15 protein-coding genes are annotated in these 14975 nt (G+C 66.6%); 7 read left to right on the forward strand and 8 right to left on the reverse strand.

Annotation, left to right across the window (positions count from 1 at the left end; all coding sequences use genetic code 11):
* Window positions 1-181: 181 nt before the first annotated feature.
* Entirely contained in the window at window positions 182-1597 is a 1416-nt protein-coding gene (locus GV027_RS04380) for an MFS transporter (protein ID WP_159511100.1), read from the forward strand.
* 14 nt (window positions 1598-1611) lie between these two features.
* On the opposite strand, the gene GV027_RS04385 is transcribed toward GV027_RS04380, so the two are convergent.
* The gene (locus GV027_RS04385) at window positions 1612-3372 is read right to left on the reverse strand and encodes a DUF885 domain-containing protein (RefSeq protein WP_159511101.1); all 1761 of its coding nucleotides are present in this window, start codon (window positions 3370-3372) and stop codon (window positions 1612-1614) included.
* Between the two features lie 128 nt (window positions 3373-3500).
* Here GV027_RS04385 and GV027_RS04390 point away from each other — a divergent pair, with 128 nt between their 5' ends.
* Entirely contained in the window at window positions 3501-4325 is an 825-nt protein-coding gene (locus GV027_RS04390; RefSeq protein ID WP_056405548.1) for an alpha/beta fold hydrolase, read from the forward strand.
* Window positions 4326-4367: 42 nt separating this feature from the next.
* On the opposite strand, the gene GV027_RS04395 is transcribed toward GV027_RS04390, so the two are convergent.
* Entirely contained in the window at window positions 4368-4700 is a 333-nt protein-coding gene (locus GV027_RS04395; RefSeq protein WP_042466854.1) for an FtsB family cell division protein, read from the reverse strand.
* A gap of 23 nt (window positions 4701-4723) precedes the next feature.
* Window positions 4724-6004: a phosphopyruvate hydratase gene (eno, locus tag GV027_RS04400; protein WP_031393148.1), complete on the reverse strand. Its 1281-nt coding sequence runs from the start codon at window positions 6002-6004 to the stop codon at window positions 4724-4726.
* 153 nt (window positions 6005-6157) lie between these two features.
* Here eno and GV027_RS04405 point away from each other — a divergent pair, with 153 nt between their 5' ends.
* The 5 genes from GV027_RS04405 (at window position 6158) to GV027_RS04425 (ending at window position 8140) form a co-directional block, all read left to right on the forward strand.
* Window positions 6158-6667 carry a hypothetical protein gene (locus GV027_RS04405; protein WP_107932479.1) on the forward strand — a complete coding sequence of 170 codons (510 nt, stop codon included), beginning with the start codon at window positions 6158-6160 and terminating at the stop codon, window positions 6665-6667.
* Between the two features lie 4 nt (window positions 6668-6671).
* The gene (locus GV027_RS04410; RefSeq protein ID WP_234387280.1) at window positions 6672-7025 is read left to right on the forward strand and encodes a phage holin family protein; all 354 of its coding nucleotides are present in this window, start codon (window positions 6672-6674) and stop codon (window positions 7023-7025) included.
* Window positions 7022-7294: a hypothetical protein gene (locus GV027_RS04415; protein WP_052149343.1), complete on the forward strand. Its 273-nt coding sequence runs from the start codon at window positions 7022-7024 to the stop codon at window positions 7292-7294. The genes GV027_RS04410 and GV027_RS04415 overlap by 4 nt, the downstream gene beginning before the upstream one ends.
* Window positions 7295-7361: 67 nt before the next feature.
* Window positions 7362-7829 carry a hypothetical protein gene (locus GV027_RS04420; RefSeq protein ID WP_159511102.1) on the forward strand — a complete coding sequence of 156 codons (468 nt, stop codon included), beginning with the start codon at window positions 7362-7364 and terminating at the stop codon, window positions 7827-7829.
* A gap of 80 nt (window positions 7830-7909) precedes the next feature.
* Window positions 7910-8140 (forward strand): DUF4170 domain-containing protein, encoded by a 231-nt coding sequence (locus GV027_RS04425; RefSeq protein ID WP_031440187.1) that lies wholly within the window; start codon window positions 7910-7912, stop codon window positions 8138-8140.
* Window positions 8141-8362: 222 nt separating this feature from the next.
* Here the strand turns inward: GV027_RS04425 and GV027_RS04430 are convergent, their stop codons facing one another.
* From GV027_RS04430 to carA, 5 genes are all read right to left on the reverse strand, one after another.
* Complete coding sequence (locus tag GV027_RS04430) at window positions 8363-9013, reverse strand: rhomboid family intramembrane serine protease (RefSeq protein ID WP_031440186.1); 651 nt, start codon at window positions 9011-9013, stop codon at window positions 8363-8365.
* Between the two features lie 5 nt (window positions 9014-9018).
* A complete protein-coding gene (greA, locus tag GV027_RS04435; RefSeq protein ID WP_031394601.1) occupies window positions 9019-9495 on the reverse strand; it encodes a transcription elongation factor GreA in 477 nt (158 codons plus the stop codon).
* A 73-nt stretch (window positions 9496-9568) separates the two neighbouring features.
* Window positions 9569-12901: a carbamoyl-phosphate synthase large subunit gene (carB, locus tag GV027_RS04440; RefSeq protein ID WP_159511103.1), complete on the reverse strand. Its 3333-nt coding sequence runs from the start codon at window positions 12899-12901 to the stop codon at window positions 9569-9571.
* A gap of 2 nt (window positions 12902-12903) precedes the next feature.
* Window positions 12904-13635 (reverse strand): hypothetical protein, encoded by a 732-nt coding sequence (locus tag GV027_RS04445; RefSeq protein WP_159511104.1) that lies wholly within the window; start codon window positions 13633-13635, stop codon window positions 12904-12906.
* On the reverse strand, window positions 13628-14914 hold the full coding sequence (gene carA, locus GV027_RS04450) for a glutamine-hydrolyzing carbamoyl-phosphate synthase small subunit (RefSeq protein WP_159511105.1): 1287 nt from the start codon (window positions 14912-14914) through the stop codon (window positions 13628-13630). The genes GV027_RS04445 and carA overlap by 8 nt, the downstream gene beginning before the upstream one ends.
* Window positions 14915-14975 lie beyond the last annotated feature (61 nt).

Below are 14975 nucleotides of genomic sequence, written 5' to 3' on the forward strand. Positions count from 1 at the left end.
GGGTTGGGGTCGGGGCAGGCTTTGTGTTCGTCATCGGTGCGACTTGGGCGAGCACACTGCCCGCCGCAAGGCCGGCGCCGCCCGTCAATATCGTTGCCGCAAGCGCAGCCGTAAGAACCCGCATCGTCCATTTCCCCGAATAGCTTGGCGTCATTCATGACGGTGTCTATCGCGGTCCGCAATGCAGTCCGACCAGACAACGGCCCTGGATGGCCTTCCCAAGCCCCGCCGGTTCCTCGCGATCGCCGCCATCTCGGCAGGCACCGCGCTGACCATCATCGACGGCGGCGTCGCCAATGTCGCGCTGCCGACGATCGCACGCGATCTGGGCGTCGACAGCAGCGCGGTGGTGACCGTCGTCACCGTCTATCAGCTGATCCTGGCGATGGCGCTGCTCCCCTTTTCGGGGCTCGGCGACCGGATCGGGCTGAAGCGCATGTATCAATATGGCCAGCTCGTCTTCACCGTCGCGACCCTGCTCTGCTTCTTCGCCAAGAGCCTGCCCTTCCTGCTCGTCGTCCGCGCCGCCCAGGCGCTCGGCGCGGCGGCGGCGCTCAGCGTATCGTCCGCGCTGATCCGCTCGATCTACCCGTCGCAGCAGCTCGGCCGCGGCCTCGGCATCAACTCGGTCGTGGTATCGAGTTCGGCCGCGCTCGCGCCGACGCTGGGCGGGCTGGTCCTCGCGGTCGCGCCCTGGCCCTGGGTCTTTGCCAGCGCGGTGCCGTTCGCGATCCTCAGCCTGGTCCTTGGGCGCGCCCTGCCCGATCCAAGCCCGCGGAGCGAACCGTTCGACGTACTCGGCGCGGTCATGTGTGCGGCGATGATCGGGCTCGTCATCGGCGGGTCGGAGACCGCGGTGCACGGCGACAGCCCCGTCGTCTCGGCGGCGATCGTGCTGACCGGGGTGGCGATCGGCTGGGTCTTCGTCCGGCGCGAACGCGGCGAGACCAAGCCGATCCTGCCGATCGACCTGCTCGCGCGCCCTGTCCTCGCGCTGTCGGCGATCGGCGCCTATACCGCGTTCATCGCGCAGATGACGCTGCTGCTGTCGACGCCGTTCCGGCTGACCCAGGCTTACGGCTTTTCCGCGGCCGAGGTCGGCGCGGCGATCGCGCCCTGGCCGCTTGCCAACATGGTCGTGGCGCCGCTGTCGGGATGGCTGTCGGATCGCTATCCCGCCGGGCTGCTCGGCGGCATCGGCATGGCGGTCTCGATCGCCGCGCTCTTGCTGCTCGCGTTCATGCCGGCCGATCCGAGCTATTTCGCCATCGCCTGGCGGATGGCGTTGTGCGGCTCTGGGTTCGGGATGTTCATGGCGCCGAACGCGCGGCTGATCATCGGCTCGGCCCCGCGCGAGCGGGCCGCCGCCGCCGGGGGCCTGATCTCGACGGTCCGGCTGGTCGGCCAGACCACCGGCGCCACCGTCGTCGCCGCGCTGCTCGCCATCGGGGTCGGCGCGGGCACGACGCCGCCGCTGGTCGCCGCCGGCATGGCGCTGGTCGCGGGCCTGTGCAGCGTGTCGCGCCTGCGCCCCTCGATCCGCAACCCACCGATCGACGAGACCCGCGACGTCCAGCCGGCCGCGCAGGCGCGCTAGCCGCCGCCTCCCGTTCAGAACGCCGCGATCGGCCTCGGCTCGCCCAGCATCGCCTGCCGGACCAGCGGGATCGGCGGCCCGCCATAGCGCAGCAGCCTGTCGTGGAACGCCTTCCACGCACGCCGCCCACCCCGCTCCGCGGTCCAGTCCTCGCGCAGCCGGCGGATCATCAGCTTGCCCATCGTGTAGTTGAGATAGGCCGGATCATAGGTGCCGCGCAGCGCCTGTTGCCGCGCATTGCCCTCGTCCTGGTAACATTGGTCGACGAACAGCGTGAACGCCTCCGCCTGGCTCATGCCGCGCGCATGCATCCCGATCGCGGCGAGGAACCGGCAGTCGCGCAGCAAAGCGTTCGACAGCTGGCCGATATGGATGTCCGCGCGGCCGCCGCCCAGCCCCGCCTCCCACATCATCTCCTCGGCGTAATGCGCCCAGCCCTCGGCATAGCCATAGCCGACGAACACCCGCCCGATCAGCGACGGCACGCGATTGGCGTGGAGGAAATGGACGAAATGCCCGGGCATCGCCTCGTGGATCGAGGTGAAGAGCAGGTCCGCCTTGCCCGGCACGAACGCATCCCGCACCGCCTGCGTCCAGCGCGGGTCGGGCGGCGAGATGTAATAGACCGACGGCACACCGCGATCGAACGGGCCTGGCGGATCGATATAGGCGAGGTTCTGCCGGCTATAGGGCGGGCTCTCCTCGACCAGCGCCTCCTCGTTACCCGCCAGGGTCAGCAGGTCGCGCCTGACGATGAACGCGCGCAGCATCGGGATCTGGCGGCGCGCCTCGGCGACCGGTCCGTCGACCGGCTTGTCCGCATTCACCTGCGCCAGACAGTCGCGAACCGTCAGGCCGAACGCGAACCGGGCACAGGCCGCGACGAGCGCACGCTGGTTGCGCGCCAGATCGGCCCGCCCCGCCGCCTCGAGCGTCGCGATCGGCGTGTCGACCCCCTCGGTCTCGCGCAGCATCTTCGCGAACAGCGCGGGCCCCAGCGCGAATGACCGGGTCGCGGTCGGCCGCTGCGTCTCGACCCAGAGCGCAAGGTCGCGCATCGCCTCCGACGCGGTCATCGCCGCATCGGCGAGCTCGCGCTGCAGCCCCTCGTCGGCGACCCCGGCGAACGCCTTGACCGAATCGTCCATGTAATAGGACGCGAAGCCGCGGAACGCATTCGCGGCATAGTCGACATGGCTGATCGGCATCGGCGTCGCGAGGTTCTGCTGGATCTGCAGCGTCGCCGCCGGGATCCGGCGCAGCAGCGCGATCAGCGCGCGCATCCGCCGGACCGGGTCGGCATAGGCGCGCACGACATAGACATTGGGGTCGAGCCCGCCCGCGACATACCAGGCCGGGTTGCGATGCGGCGCGTCCGCCGCCTCGAGCCAGAACAGCTTGTCGCGCGCGACCATCACCAGATAGTCGCGCTCGAACCGCTGCTCGGAGCTGAGCGCCGCCGCCTCGAACCGTCCCGCCGCCGCGATCGACCGGTGCAGGAATGCCGCCTGCCGACCCAGCCCGTCCGCGCTCCAGTCGGGCAGCCCGCCATCATGCTCATGCCGCCCCTGATAGACCGCGAAGGCCGGGTCGAGCGCGAACCACGTCGCGACGAACCGGTCGCGAAACGCAGTCCACGCATCGGGCGCGATCGCAGTGACGGGCGCGGCAACGGGCGTGGCGGCGACGCGGTTCCGCGTCTGCGGATCGTCGGGCGTACAGCTGCCCAGCGCCAGCAGCAGCGCCGCCGTCCTCGCCGGGAACCTCGTCCGCATCAATCTCCCCCCTCACGCCGTAGCGTGCCCGCAATGCTGCCAGCGGAATCGCGCGGACGCCAGAGTTGGAACGGCCAATAGCCCGGACCGTTGACGTAAGGACTTTGGCGACAACCCCGGAGATTGACATGCCCTTCATTAAGACCCGAGACGGCACAGACATTTACGTCAAGGACTGGGGCAGCGGGCGGCCCGTGATCCTGACGCATGGCTGGCCATTAAATGCCGACAGCTGGGACGCGCAGGCGATGGCGCTGGCCGAGGCGGGGTTCCGCGCGATCGCCTATGACCGTCGCGGCTTCGGCCGCTCGGGCCAGCCCTGGTCGGGCTATGACTATGACACGCTGACCGACGATCTCGCCGACGTCATGGCCGCGACCGGCGCGACCGAGGATGCGACGCTGGTCGGCTTCTCGATGGGCGGCGGCGAGGTCGCGCGCTACATGAGCCGCCACGACGGCAAGGGCGTGATCGCCGCCGGACTGATCGCCTCGGTCGTGCCCTATATGCTCAAGACCGACGACAATCCCCACGGCGTCCCCGAAGCGACGCTCGCCAGCATCGGCGCCGGGATCAAGGAGGATCGCCCCGCCTTCTTCCGCACCTTCCTGCAGCAGTTCCTGGGCGTCGGGTTCATCACCTCGCCGGTCAGCGACGAGATGGTCGACTGGGTCTGGGGTCTGGCGATGCAGGCGGGGCTGCGCCCGACGCTCGCCTGCGCCGAGTCGTTCGGCCATACCGACTTCCGCGCCGACCTTGCCGCGTTCCGCGTGCCGACGCTGATCGTCCACGGCACCGCCGACAAGACCGTCCCGATCGACGCCACGGGCCGCGCCGCGGCGAAGGGCATCGCGGGTTCGCAGCTGGTCGAATATGACGGCGCCCCGCACGGGCTCACGCTCACCGAAAGCGACCGCTTCACGCAGGACCTGCTGCGCTTCCTCGGCCGGTAACCCCGCCTATCAATCCTCCCCCGCAAGGGGGAGGATCGTAAGTCAGTTCCCCAGCGGCACGATCACCTCGTCCGGGTGCGCGACGTTCAGCTCCTTGCGGACCATCTCGTCGACCATGTCCGGATTGGCATGATCCGGGTTGAGCAGCGCCACCCGGTTCTTGAGCACCTCGCGCTTGCGGTCGAGCACGGCATAGTCCCGCTCCCGCTTCGCCAGCTGCCGCTTGTAATCGCCGTACGCGAACATCCCGTTCGGCCCGAGCACGGCATAGGCGCCGAAGAACGCCATCAGCGTCAGCCCCAGCGCAGGCCAGGCGGCCTTGCGCATCGTCCGCCGCAACTTGGTGCTCTTCGTCGTGCTCGTCGTGCGCGCCATGCCGTCCTCCGGGTCTTAGCCTATCAGCCGCCGATCAGGATGTCGCGACCCGCATAGCGCGCCGCGTCGCCCAGCTCTTCCTCGATCCGGATCAGCTGGTTGTACTTGGCGAGCCGGTCCGACCGCGCAAGGCTGCCCGTCTTGATCTGCCCGCAATTGGTCGCGACCGCGAGGTCGGCGATCGTCGAATCCTCGGTCTCGCCCGAGCGATGCGACATGACCGCGGTGTACTTGGCGCGCTGTGCCATCGACACGGCTTCCAGCGTCTCGGTCAGCGTGCCGATCTGGTTGACCTTCACCAGCAGCGAGTTGGCATAGCCGCCCTCGATCCCGCGCTTGAGGCGCTTCGGGTTGGTCACGAACAGATCGTCGCCGACCAGCTGGACCTTGTCGCCGATCAGGTCGGTGAGCGTCTTCCAGCCCTCCCAGTCGTCCTCGCCCATGCCGTCCTCGATCGAGAAGATCGGATAGCGGCGCGTCAGGTCGGCCAGATACTCGGCCATTTCGGCGCTCTCGAGGATCTTCCCCTCGCCCGAAATGTCGTACTTGCCGTTCTTGTAGAATTCGGTCGCGGCGCAATCGAGCGCGAGCATCACGTCCTCGCCGGGCTTGTAGCCGGCCTTCTCGATGCTCGACATGATGAAGTCGAGCGCCTCGGTCGTGCTGCCGATGTTCGGCGCGAAACCGCCCTCGTCGCCGACGCTGGTCGACAGGCCCTTCGCGCTCAGGCCCTTCTTCAGCGTATGGAAGATCTCCGAGCCGCAGCGCACCGCCTCGAGGATGTTCGACGCGCCGACCGGCACGATCATGAATTCCTGGAAATCGATCGGGTTGTCGGCATGCTCGCCGCCGTTGATGATGTTCATCATCGGCACCGGCAACAGGTGCGCCTGGACGCCGCCGACATAGCGGTACAGCGGCAGGCCGCGCGCTTCGGCGGCCGCCTTGGCCGCGGCCAGGCTGACGCCCAGGATCGCGTTCGCGCCCAGCCGTGCCTTGTTCTCGGTGCCGTCGAGCTCGATCATCGCGCGGTCGAGGTCCGACTGGTCCTCCGCGTCCATGCCCAGCACCGTGTCGGTGATCTCGTCGTTGACCGCGTCGACCGCGCTGTCGACGCCCTTGCCGCCCCAGCGCGTGGCGTCGCCGTCACGCTTCTCGACCGCCTCGTGCGCACCGGTCGAGGCGCCCGACGGCACCGCGGCGCGGCCGAAGCTGCCATCCTCGAGCAGGACGTCGACCTCGATCGTCGGATTGCCCCGGCTATCGAGGATCTGGCGGGCGTGAATGTCGATGATTGCGGTCACGTAACGATGCTCCTACAAATCCCCAAGCTGGTCGATCGCCCGGGACGTTCGCGCTGTCTCTACCGCCTCGCGTCATATCGGGCAATCGGGCCGACTAGGGGAACCGTGCCTGCGCACCGGTGTTGAGGGCGTAGCATTTCGAAAGGGACGACCATGGCCGATACCGACGCACAGCCGATGACCACAGGCGATGTCGCCGCCGCCGGCACTGCCACCATCGCAGAGCCGCTGAAGGGCGGCGTCACGCGTCTCGACGACGCCGCTGACACCACCGGCACCAAGGCGACCGAGGCCAAGCAGGTGATCAAGGACAATGCCAGCAAATATGGCCAGCAGGCCGCCGACAAGGCGCGTCTGTTCGCCGAGGACGGCAAGGCCCGCGCCGGCACCGCGCTAGAGCAGGTCGCACAGCTGCTGACCGACGCCGCCGCACAGGTCGACGACAAGCTCGGCGCGCAATATGGCGGCTATGCCCGCAGCGCCGCCGACAGCGTCTCGGGCTTCGCCGAGCAGGTCCGCGCCAAGGATATTGACGCGCTCGTCGACGACGTCACCGCGCTCGTCCGCAAGTCGCCCGCCGTTGCGGTCGGTGCGGCCGCGGCCCTCGGCTTCGTCGTGGCACGGCTGGTCCAGTCGGGCATCGATGCAAACCCGAAGGACTGAGGTCTTGGCGGATCCCATCCCCTTTGCGCTCGATGGTGAAGAAAGCCTGACCGCGGTCGTCGGCCGTCTGGCCGGCGAGACGCGCGCGCTCGCGACCGCGGAAATCGCGGTGTACAAGGCGAAGTTCGGCGAGACGGCGACGGCGTACAAATCGGCGGCGATGTTCTTCGCCATTGCCGGGGTGTTGGCGCTGGCCGCGTTGATCGCACTTCTGGTCGGTGCGATCTTGACGCTGGCGACGCTGGTGGGGCCAGGATGGGCGACGGCCATCGTCGTCCTTGTCGTGCTGGCGATCGCCGGCGCGCTCGCGATGGTCGGCAAGTCGAAGCTCAAGCCCGAAAGCGAGCCCGCCACATGACATCCGCCAAAGTCGCCGCCGCAGAGATCGAAGCGGCCCTTGCCCGTCAGCGCGTCATGATGACGATCGGGCAGTTGCAGGACCGTCTCAATCCGCGTCGGCTGGCGCTCAACGCCAGCCGCGACGTTGCTGATGTCGGCACCGCCGCGCTCAATGCCAGTGTCGAGACGGTACGCCGCAACCCCGGTCCCGCCGCGGGCGCCGCGGCGGTGGCGGGACTGTTTCTCGCTCGTCACCGTATCGTCGGACTGTTTCGCCGCGGGCGCTGATCGCGCCCCAACCATATTGTCCCGGCCGCGTCCCGATGGCGCCGCCGGAAATCAGAAGGACCGTCCCATGACCGACGCCCACACCAAGATCGAAAACGCCGAACATCGCCTGCGCGAGGGTCTCGACACCGTTCGCGACACCGCCGCCAAGGTCTATCATGACGCCGGCGACAAGGCCGCCGAGGCGCTCGACGCGTCGAAGGAAACCGCACGTCGCACCGTCAACAGCCTCGAATCCAACCCGCTCGGCATTCTCGTCGGCGGTCTGGTCGTCGGGGCGCTCGCGGGTGTGCTGATCCCGCGCTCCGCGCGTGAGAAGTCGTTGCTCGCGCCGCTCGGCAAGCGTCTCGGTGAGACCGCGATCGCCGCCACCGCCGCCGCCAAGGCTGCCGGCCAGTCCGAGCTCGGCGAGCTTGGCCTGACCAAGGACAATGCCCGTGGCCAGGCCAAGGGTCTCGTCGAGGGAATTGTCAAGGCGCTGACCACCGCGGGTTCCGCAGGTGCGAAGGCCGTTTCGCAAAAGACCCCCGGCTAAAGGACCGGTCCGCAAAGGGTTCAAAGCGCGGGTCGAACACGCTAGGGCGTCTGCAACCCCCATTCCAAGGACAGCAGCGCATGAGCAAGCTTCATCTCGTATTCGGCGGCCGCGTCAGCGACCCGCGCACCCTGGATTTCAACGACCTCAGCAAGATCGAATTTGTCGGCGTATTCCCCGACTATGCCAGCGCCGAAAAGGCCTGGCGTGCTGCAGCGCAGCGCACGGTCGACGATGCCGAGATGAAGTTCGTCGTCGTGCATCTCCACCGCATGCTCGAACCGAACCTGACCACTAACCCGACGGCGTAACACGCCGCGCGGCGACAAGGCGGCCCGGACCGCGGTCGGCACCCAGTGCCCGACCGCCCACCGCCTCAACCCGCTATGGCTGGCGCAAGACGTCCATCCCCCTCCCGTCATCCCGACGAAAGTCGGGACCCAGAGCCACAGGCGACACGTTCCGTAACTCTGGGTCCTGACGTTCGTCAGGATGACGGAAGAATTTGGGACCGCTAAACCCGCACCCGGCAATCAAGCCGTCCGGTACCGCCACAACAACAACGGCCGCGCGAGCACCAGCCCCGCCAGAAACCCGCCGATATGCGCGCCAACCGCGATCGAGCCATTGGCCCCGACCGACGCGCCGAACCCCGCGACCCCCATCATCAGCTGGATGCCGATCCACGCCGCGGCCAGCCACAGCACATGCACGACCCCCGCCGGCACCGGTCCGATCGCGCGCGCGCGTCGCTCACCATAGAGCAGCGCATAGGCGCCCACGACCGCCGAGATCGCGCCGCTGGCGCCGACCATCGGCGCGATCGATCGCGGATCGAGCACCCATTGCCCGGCCGCCGCGAAATACGCGCCGACGATGTAGAGGACGACGATCTGCGCGGTACCGATCGCCCGCTCAACGAACTGTCCGCAATAGACCAGCATGACGAGGTTGAGCGCGAGATGCGCCCAGCCGCCATGGAGCAGCGCCGCGGTCAGCGGCGTCGCCCAGGCGGGGATCGCGAAGTCGTGACCGCCCGCCATGCCGAGCTCGGTCAGCCGGAGCGGGATGAAGCCCGCATTCACCACCCAGTATGGCAGCGCGCCGGTCACCAGCAAAAGCCCCGAGATCACGACCGTCACGATCGTGATGATCGCCGTCGCCCGCGTCTCGAAAAATGTCATGATGCCTAGATGAACTCGATCTTGGAGACGACGTAATAGCGCTCGCCGGCGGGCACCGTGACCTCGACCTCTTCGTCGAGCTTGCGCCCGATCAGGCCGCGCCCCAGCGGCGAGTTGTACGAGATCCGGCCGGTCTTGGCGTTCGCCTCGGTCTGGCCGACGATCTGGTACTTCACCGGCTTGTCGTTCTCGTCGAGCAGCGTGACGGTCGCGCCGAACACGACCTTGTCGCCCGAAAGCTCCTTGGGGTCGATGATCTGCGCGCGGCTCAGCTTGTCCTCAATGTCCGAGATCGATGCCTCGACCTGACCCTGACGCTCCTTGGCGGCGTGATATTCGGCGTTTTCCGACAGGTCGCCATGCGCCCGCGCTTCCTCGATCGCATCGACGATCGTCGGGCGTTCGGCCTTGAGGCGCTTCAGATCCGCGGACAGCGTCTCATAGCCCTCTTGCAGCATTGGCATCTTTTCGACGGTCGCCATATCTCGTCCCCAATTCATTACCCAACGCAAGCCGTTACGCGGCCCGCTCACACATCACGCTCTCATGTCGGGATCAGTTGTGCGACTGCGAATAATAGGATTGCAAGGGCCGTACTTCAAGGCTGTGCGTCGAAAGCTTCGCGATCGCCTTGGCCGCCTCGAGCGACGCGGGGGCGGTCGTGAAGTAGGGAATCCGCTGGCCGAGCGCGGACGCGCGGATCGGCTGCGAGTCCTTCAGGCTCTGCCACCCCTCGGTCGTGTTGAAGATCAGCGCGATGTCGCCGTCCTTGATCCGGTCGACGATATGTGGCCGTCCCTGCGCGACCTTGTTGACCGTCTCCACCGGCAGGCCGGCGCGGGCGAGATGCTCCGCAGTGCCCCCGGTCGCGACGATCGAGAAGCCGGTGTCGACCAGTGCCTTGACCGCCTCGACGATCATCGCCTTGTCGCTGTCCTTCACGCTGACGAAGACGCTGCCCTTGGTCGGCAGGATCGTCCCCGCCCCCAGCTGTGCCTTGGCGAAGGCGATCGTGAAATCGGGATCGATTCCCATGACTTCGCCGGTCGACTTCATCTCGGGTGACAGCACGGGATCGACGCCCGGGAACTTGTTGAAGGGGAACACCGCCTCCTTCACCGCATAATAATCGATATGCCGGTCGATCTTCGGCAGGTCCTTCAGCTGCTCGCCCGCCATCACGCGCGCGGCGATCTTGGCGATCGGCGCACCGATCGCCTTGGCGACGAACGGCACGGTCCGCGACGCGCGCGGATTGACCTCGATAAGGTAGACCAGCCCGTCCTTGACCGCGAACTGGATGTTCATCAGCCCGACGACCGACAGCGCATGCGCGAGCGCGACCGTCTGCCGCTCGATCTCGGCGACGATCTCTGCCGACAGCGAATAAGGCGGGATCGAGCAGGCGCTGTCGCCCGAATGGACGCCCGCCTCCTCGATATGCTGCAGCACGCCCGCGACGACGACATCGGTCCCGTCGCAGATCGCGTCGACATCGACCTCGATCGCATCGCGCAGATACTGGTCGATCAGCACCGGCGAGTCGCCCGACACCTGCACCGCGGTCGCGATGTAGTGCTCGAGCTGCCCCAGCGTATCGACGATCTCCATCGCCCGCCCGCCGAGCACATAGGAGGGCCGCATCAGCACCGGATAGCCGATCCGCTCCGCCGCCGCGACCGCCTCGTCGCGGCTGCGCGCAAGGCCATTGGCGGGCTGGCGAAGCCCCAACTTGGTGATCAGCGCCGCGAACCGCTCGCGGTCCTCCGCCAGATCGATCGCGTCGGGCGTCGTCCCCAGGATCGGGATCCCGGCGGCTTCCAGCGCGCGCGCGAGGTTCAGCGGCGTCTGCCCGCCAAACTGCACGATCACGCCGACCAGCTCGCCCTTCGACGCCTCGACATGCAGGATCTCGAGCACGTCCTCGGCGGTCAGCGGCTCGAAATACAGCCGGTCGCTGGTGTCGTAATCGGTCGACACGGTCTCCGGGTTGCAGTTGACCATGATCGTCTCATAGCCCGCATCGGCCAGCGCGAAGCATGCATGGCAGCAGCAATAATCGAACTCGATCCCCTGCCCGATCCGGTTCGGCCCGCCGCCAAGGATGACGATCTTCTTCCGGTCGGTCGGCGCGGACTCGTTCTCGGGCTCGCCGAAGCTCGGCGCCTCATAGGTCGAGTACATATACGGCGTCTTGGCGTCGAATTCGGCCGCGCAGGTATCGATCCGCTTGAACACCGGCCGCACGCCGAGCTTCAGGCGATGCTGGCGCACCTCCTCCTCGGTCACGCCGCCGGTCATCGCCTTGACGACCTCGTGGATCAGCCCCGACCCGCGCGCGATCCCGCGGTTCATCCCGCGCAGATTGGCGGATTGCAGCGCGAGCCAGGCGAGCCTTTTGTCGCTGAACCCCATGCTCTTCAAGCGGCGCATGCCCTGTGCGTCGATCGGCAGCCCGTCCTTCATCACCTCGGCCTCGGCCGCGATGATCTCGGCGATCCGCTCGAGGAACCACGGATCGTACTTCGCGATCGCGTGCACCTCGGCGACCGTGAAGCCCTCGCGCAACGCCTGCGCCGCGACCAGCAGCCGGTCGGGGGTCGCGACGGCCAGTGCCGCCTCGATCTCCGCGCGCGGCGCGCCGACCAGATGGTCGACCTGGTTGAAGCCCGACAGCCCGGTCTCGAGCCCGCGCAACGCCTTCTGCATCGATTCATGGATGTTGCGGCCGATCGCCATCACCTCGCCGACCGACTTCATCGCGGTGCCCAGCGTGCTCGACGCACCCTTGAACTTCTCGAACGCGAAGCGCGGGATCTTGGTGACGACATAGTCGATCGTCGGCTCGAAGCTCGCGGGCGTCGCGCCGGTAATGTCGTTCTCGATCTCGTCGAGCGTGTAGCCGACCGCGAGCTTGGCCGCGACCTTGGCGATCGGGAAGCCCGTCGCCTTCGAGGCCAGCGCCGACGAGCGCGACACGCGCGGGTTCATCTCGATGACGACGAGCCGGCCGTCCTTCGGATTGACTGCGAACTGGACGTTCGAACCGCCTGTTTCGACACCGATTTCCCGCAGCACCGCGATCGATGCGTTGCGCATGATCTGGTATTCCTTGTCGGTCAGCGTCAGCGCCGGCGCGACCGTGATCGAATCGCCGGTATGGACGCCCATCGGGTCGACATTCTCGATCGAGCAGATGATGATCGCGTTGTCCTTGCGGTCGCGCACCACCTCCATCTCATATTCTTTCCAGCCGAGCAGCGACTCCTCGATCAGCACCTCGGTGGTCGGCGACAGGTCGAGCCCGTTGCGGACGATCGCGATGAACTCCTCGCGGTTATACGCGATCCCGCCGCCCGATCCGCCCATCGTGAAGCTCGGCCGGATGATCGACGGAAGCCCCGTCTTTTCAAGCCCTTCCAGCGCTTCCTCGACAGTATGTGCGATCGCCGAGCGCGCGCTTTCCAGGCCGATCCGGTCCATCGCGTCGCGGAACTTCAGCCGGTCCTCCGCCATGTCGATCGCATCGGCATCCGCGCCGATCATCGTCACGCCGAACTTCTCGAGCGTGCCGTCATGGAACAGCGCGAGCGCGGTGTTGAGCGCGGTCTGCCCGCCCATCGTCGGCAGGATCGCGTCAGGCCGCTCCTTCTCGATGATCTTGGCGACGATCGCGGGCGTGATCGGCTCGACATAGGTCGCGTCGGCCAGCTCGGGATCGGTCATGATCGTCGCGGGGTTCGAATTGACGAGGACGATGCGATAACCCTCCTCCTTCAACGCCTTGATCGCCTGCGTGCCCGAATAATCGAACTCGCACGCCTGGCCGATGACGATGGGTCCTGCGCCGATGACGAGGATCGAGGAGATGTCGGTGCGTTTTGGCATAACTAAGCGTCTATTCCAATTTGCTTCATCAGAGCGGCGATCAGCGCGGCGGCGAGCCCGCCAACCACCTCTTTTTCGTAACGTGCAACCAAATATTGCAAAGATTGAATAAGCGTAAGTTGAAGAAAATAGACCCGGAACGAACCGGCGCGTATCAACTCCCTCCCCGCCTTAAGCTGACCCAATATAAGTTCCCGAAGGCCCGCGACGCCTCCAATTTGGTTTTGAGCCGCAACGGCGTCGATAACCTCAGAAGTCTGCTTATCGAGCTCGGACATCTGATTGTCGGAAAAAGTAACAATCCGACCCGATGCCGGAGCGAGTCCCATCAATGGGATTTCGTCCTGGCCCTCTAAGACCGAAGATATATATCCGGTAAAAACGTCTGGAAAAAATCTAGCACCAATTCTCTGACCAGCATTGTAGATCGGATCTTGTACTAGAACTTTGTTCCGGTACTCTTGATAAGCTTGGGCTCGAAACGTCAGATATTCGCCAGCAAATTGAACAGCTTCGCGATAAATGACCTTCGCCGCAATTAATTCGTCTGCGATTAATTCGGCTAATGGAGGCGCTTCCGTCACGTCCGCAAAACCAACATCTGAGAGAAGTGATTTCACCCGCTCGACAATCACGGAAACCAATTCTGATCGTCGGAGCGGAGTTTCCGCAATTCCCAATTTGCCATACGATTGGATAAACAGCGTTCGAACATATGGATCGATTTCAGCCACGCGCCGAACGCCTATTGAGCGACCCCACAAAGCGCTCGAACAGATACAGGCTATCTTGCGGCCCCGGGCTCGCTTCCGGATGATACTGCACCGAGAAGGCCGGCTTGTCGGTCAGCTCGAGCCCCGCATTCGACCCGTCGAACAGCGACACATGCGTCTCGCGGACGTTCGCCGGCAGGCTGTTGCGCTCGACCGAGAAGCCGTGGTTCATGCTGGTGATCTCGACCGCGCCGTCGGACAGGCGCTTGACCGGATGGTTGGCGCCGCGGTGGCCCTGGAACATCTTGGTCGTGGTCGCGCCGACCGCGAGGCCGAGCAGCTGATGGCCCAGACAGATGCCGAACAGCGGCTTGCCCGTCTCAAGCAGCTCGCGGATCACCGGCACGGCGTATTTGGCGGTCGCGGCGGGATCGCCCGGGCCGTTCGACAGGAAGATGCCGTCGGGGGCGAGCGCCATCACCTCGTCATAGCTCGCAGTGGCGGGCACGACGGACACCTTCGCGCCAGCGGCGACGAGGTTGCGGAAGATGTTGCGCTTCGAGCCATAGTCGATCGCGACGACATGCGGGCGGGCCGCACTCGCGACGGGGGCATCGCCTTCGCCCGGCGCGAACGGTTGGGGCGACGCATCCCCTCCCCCGTTCGTGCTGAGCGCAGTCGAAGCACCGCCCTCCCCATACCCAAACCCAAGCCGCCACGTGCCGCCCGGCGCCTGATCCCCCCAGCCATAATGCATCTCGGTCGACACGCCCTTGGCGAGGTCCATGCCCTCGAGCCCCGGCCAGCCCCGCGCCATCGCCAGCAGCGCGGCGACGTCGAACTCGCCGCTCGCCGAATGCGCGATCACGCCGTTGGGCGCGCCGCCGACGCGGATCCGCCGCGTCAGCGCGCGCGTGTCGATCCCCGACAGGCCGATCCGCGCATGCCGCTTCATCCAGCCGTCGAGGCCCTCGACGGCGCGGAAGCTGGACGGCTGCGTCACGTCCTCGCGGACGATGATACCCAGCGCATGCGGGTCGTCCGCCTCGATATCGTCGGGGTTCGCGCCGACGTTGCCAATGTGCGGAAACGTGAAGCAGATCATCTGCCCGGCGAAGGACGGATCGGTCAGCACCTCCTGGTACCCGGTCATCGCGGTGTGGAAGCACACCTCGCCGACCGCCTCGCCCTCGGCGCCGAACCCGCGCCCCCAGATCACGTCGCCATTGGCAAGCACGAGCACGCCGGTCGCGCCGGCGGGCTTTGCCGAAGACATGGGTGTAGGCTGGGCGTCGGCCATCAGGCTGGGCACTCTCTTTACGTTGACGATGTCGCTAAGTGGTGTCCGCTAAGGCCGGCGT

Origin of the sequence: Sphingomonas sp. T1 (assembly GCF_902506585.1) — a bacterium.
In the GTDB taxonomy this organism is placed as follows: Bacteria; Pseudomonadota; Alphaproteobacteria; order Sphingomonadales; family Sphingomonadaceae; genus Sphingomonas; species Sphingomonas aerolata.

Excerpts from the sequence above, each read along its gene's own strand:
- GV027_RS04380 (WP_159511100.1), top strand. The coding sequence starts at position 182 with ATGCAGTCCGACCAGACAACGGCCCTGGATGGCCTTCCCAAGCCCCGC.
- GV027_RS04385 (WP_159511101.1), bottom strand. The coding sequence starts at position 3,372 with ATGCGGACGAGGTTCCCGGCGAGGACGGCGGCGCTGCTGCTGGCGCTG.
- GV027_RS04390 (WP_056405548.1), top strand. The coding sequence starts at position 3,501 with ATGCCCTTCATTAAGACCCGAGACGGCACAGACATTTACGTCAAGGAC.
- GV027_RS04395 (WP_042466854.1), bottom strand. The coding sequence starts at position 4,700 with ATGGCGCGCACGACGAGCACGACGAAGAGCACCAAGTTGCGGCGGACG.
- GV027_RS04405 (WP_107932479.1), top strand. The coding sequence starts at position 6,158 with ATGGCCGATACCGACGCACAGCCGATGACCACAGGCGATGTCGCCGCC.
- GV027_RS04415 (WP_052149343.1), top strand. The coding sequence starts at position 7,022 with ATGACATCCGCCAAAGTCGCCGCCGCAGAGATCGAAGCGGCCCTTGCC.
- GV027_RS04420 (WP_159511102.1), top strand. The coding sequence starts at position 7,362 with ATGACCGACGCCCACACCAAGATCGAAAACGCCGAACATCGCCTGCGC.
- GV027_RS04425 (WP_031440187.1), top strand. The coding sequence starts at position 7,910 with ATGAGCAAGCTTCATCTCGTATTCGGCGGCCGCGTCAGCGACCCGCGC.
- GV027_RS04430 (WP_031440186.1), bottom strand. The coding sequence starts at position 9,013 with ATGACATTTTTCGAGACGCGGGCGACGGCGATCATCACGATCGTGACG.
- greA (WP_031394601.1), bottom strand. The coding sequence starts at position 9,495 with ATGGCGACCGTCGAAAAGATGCCAATGCTGCAAGAGGGCTATGAGACG.
- carB (WP_159511103.1), bottom strand. The coding sequence starts at position 12,901 with ATGCCAAAACGCACCGACATCTCCTCGATCCTCGTCATCGGCGCAGGA.
- carA (WP_159511105.1), bottom strand. The coding sequence starts at position 14,914 with ATGGCCGACGCCCAGCCTACACCCATGTCTTCGGCAAAGCCCGCCGGC.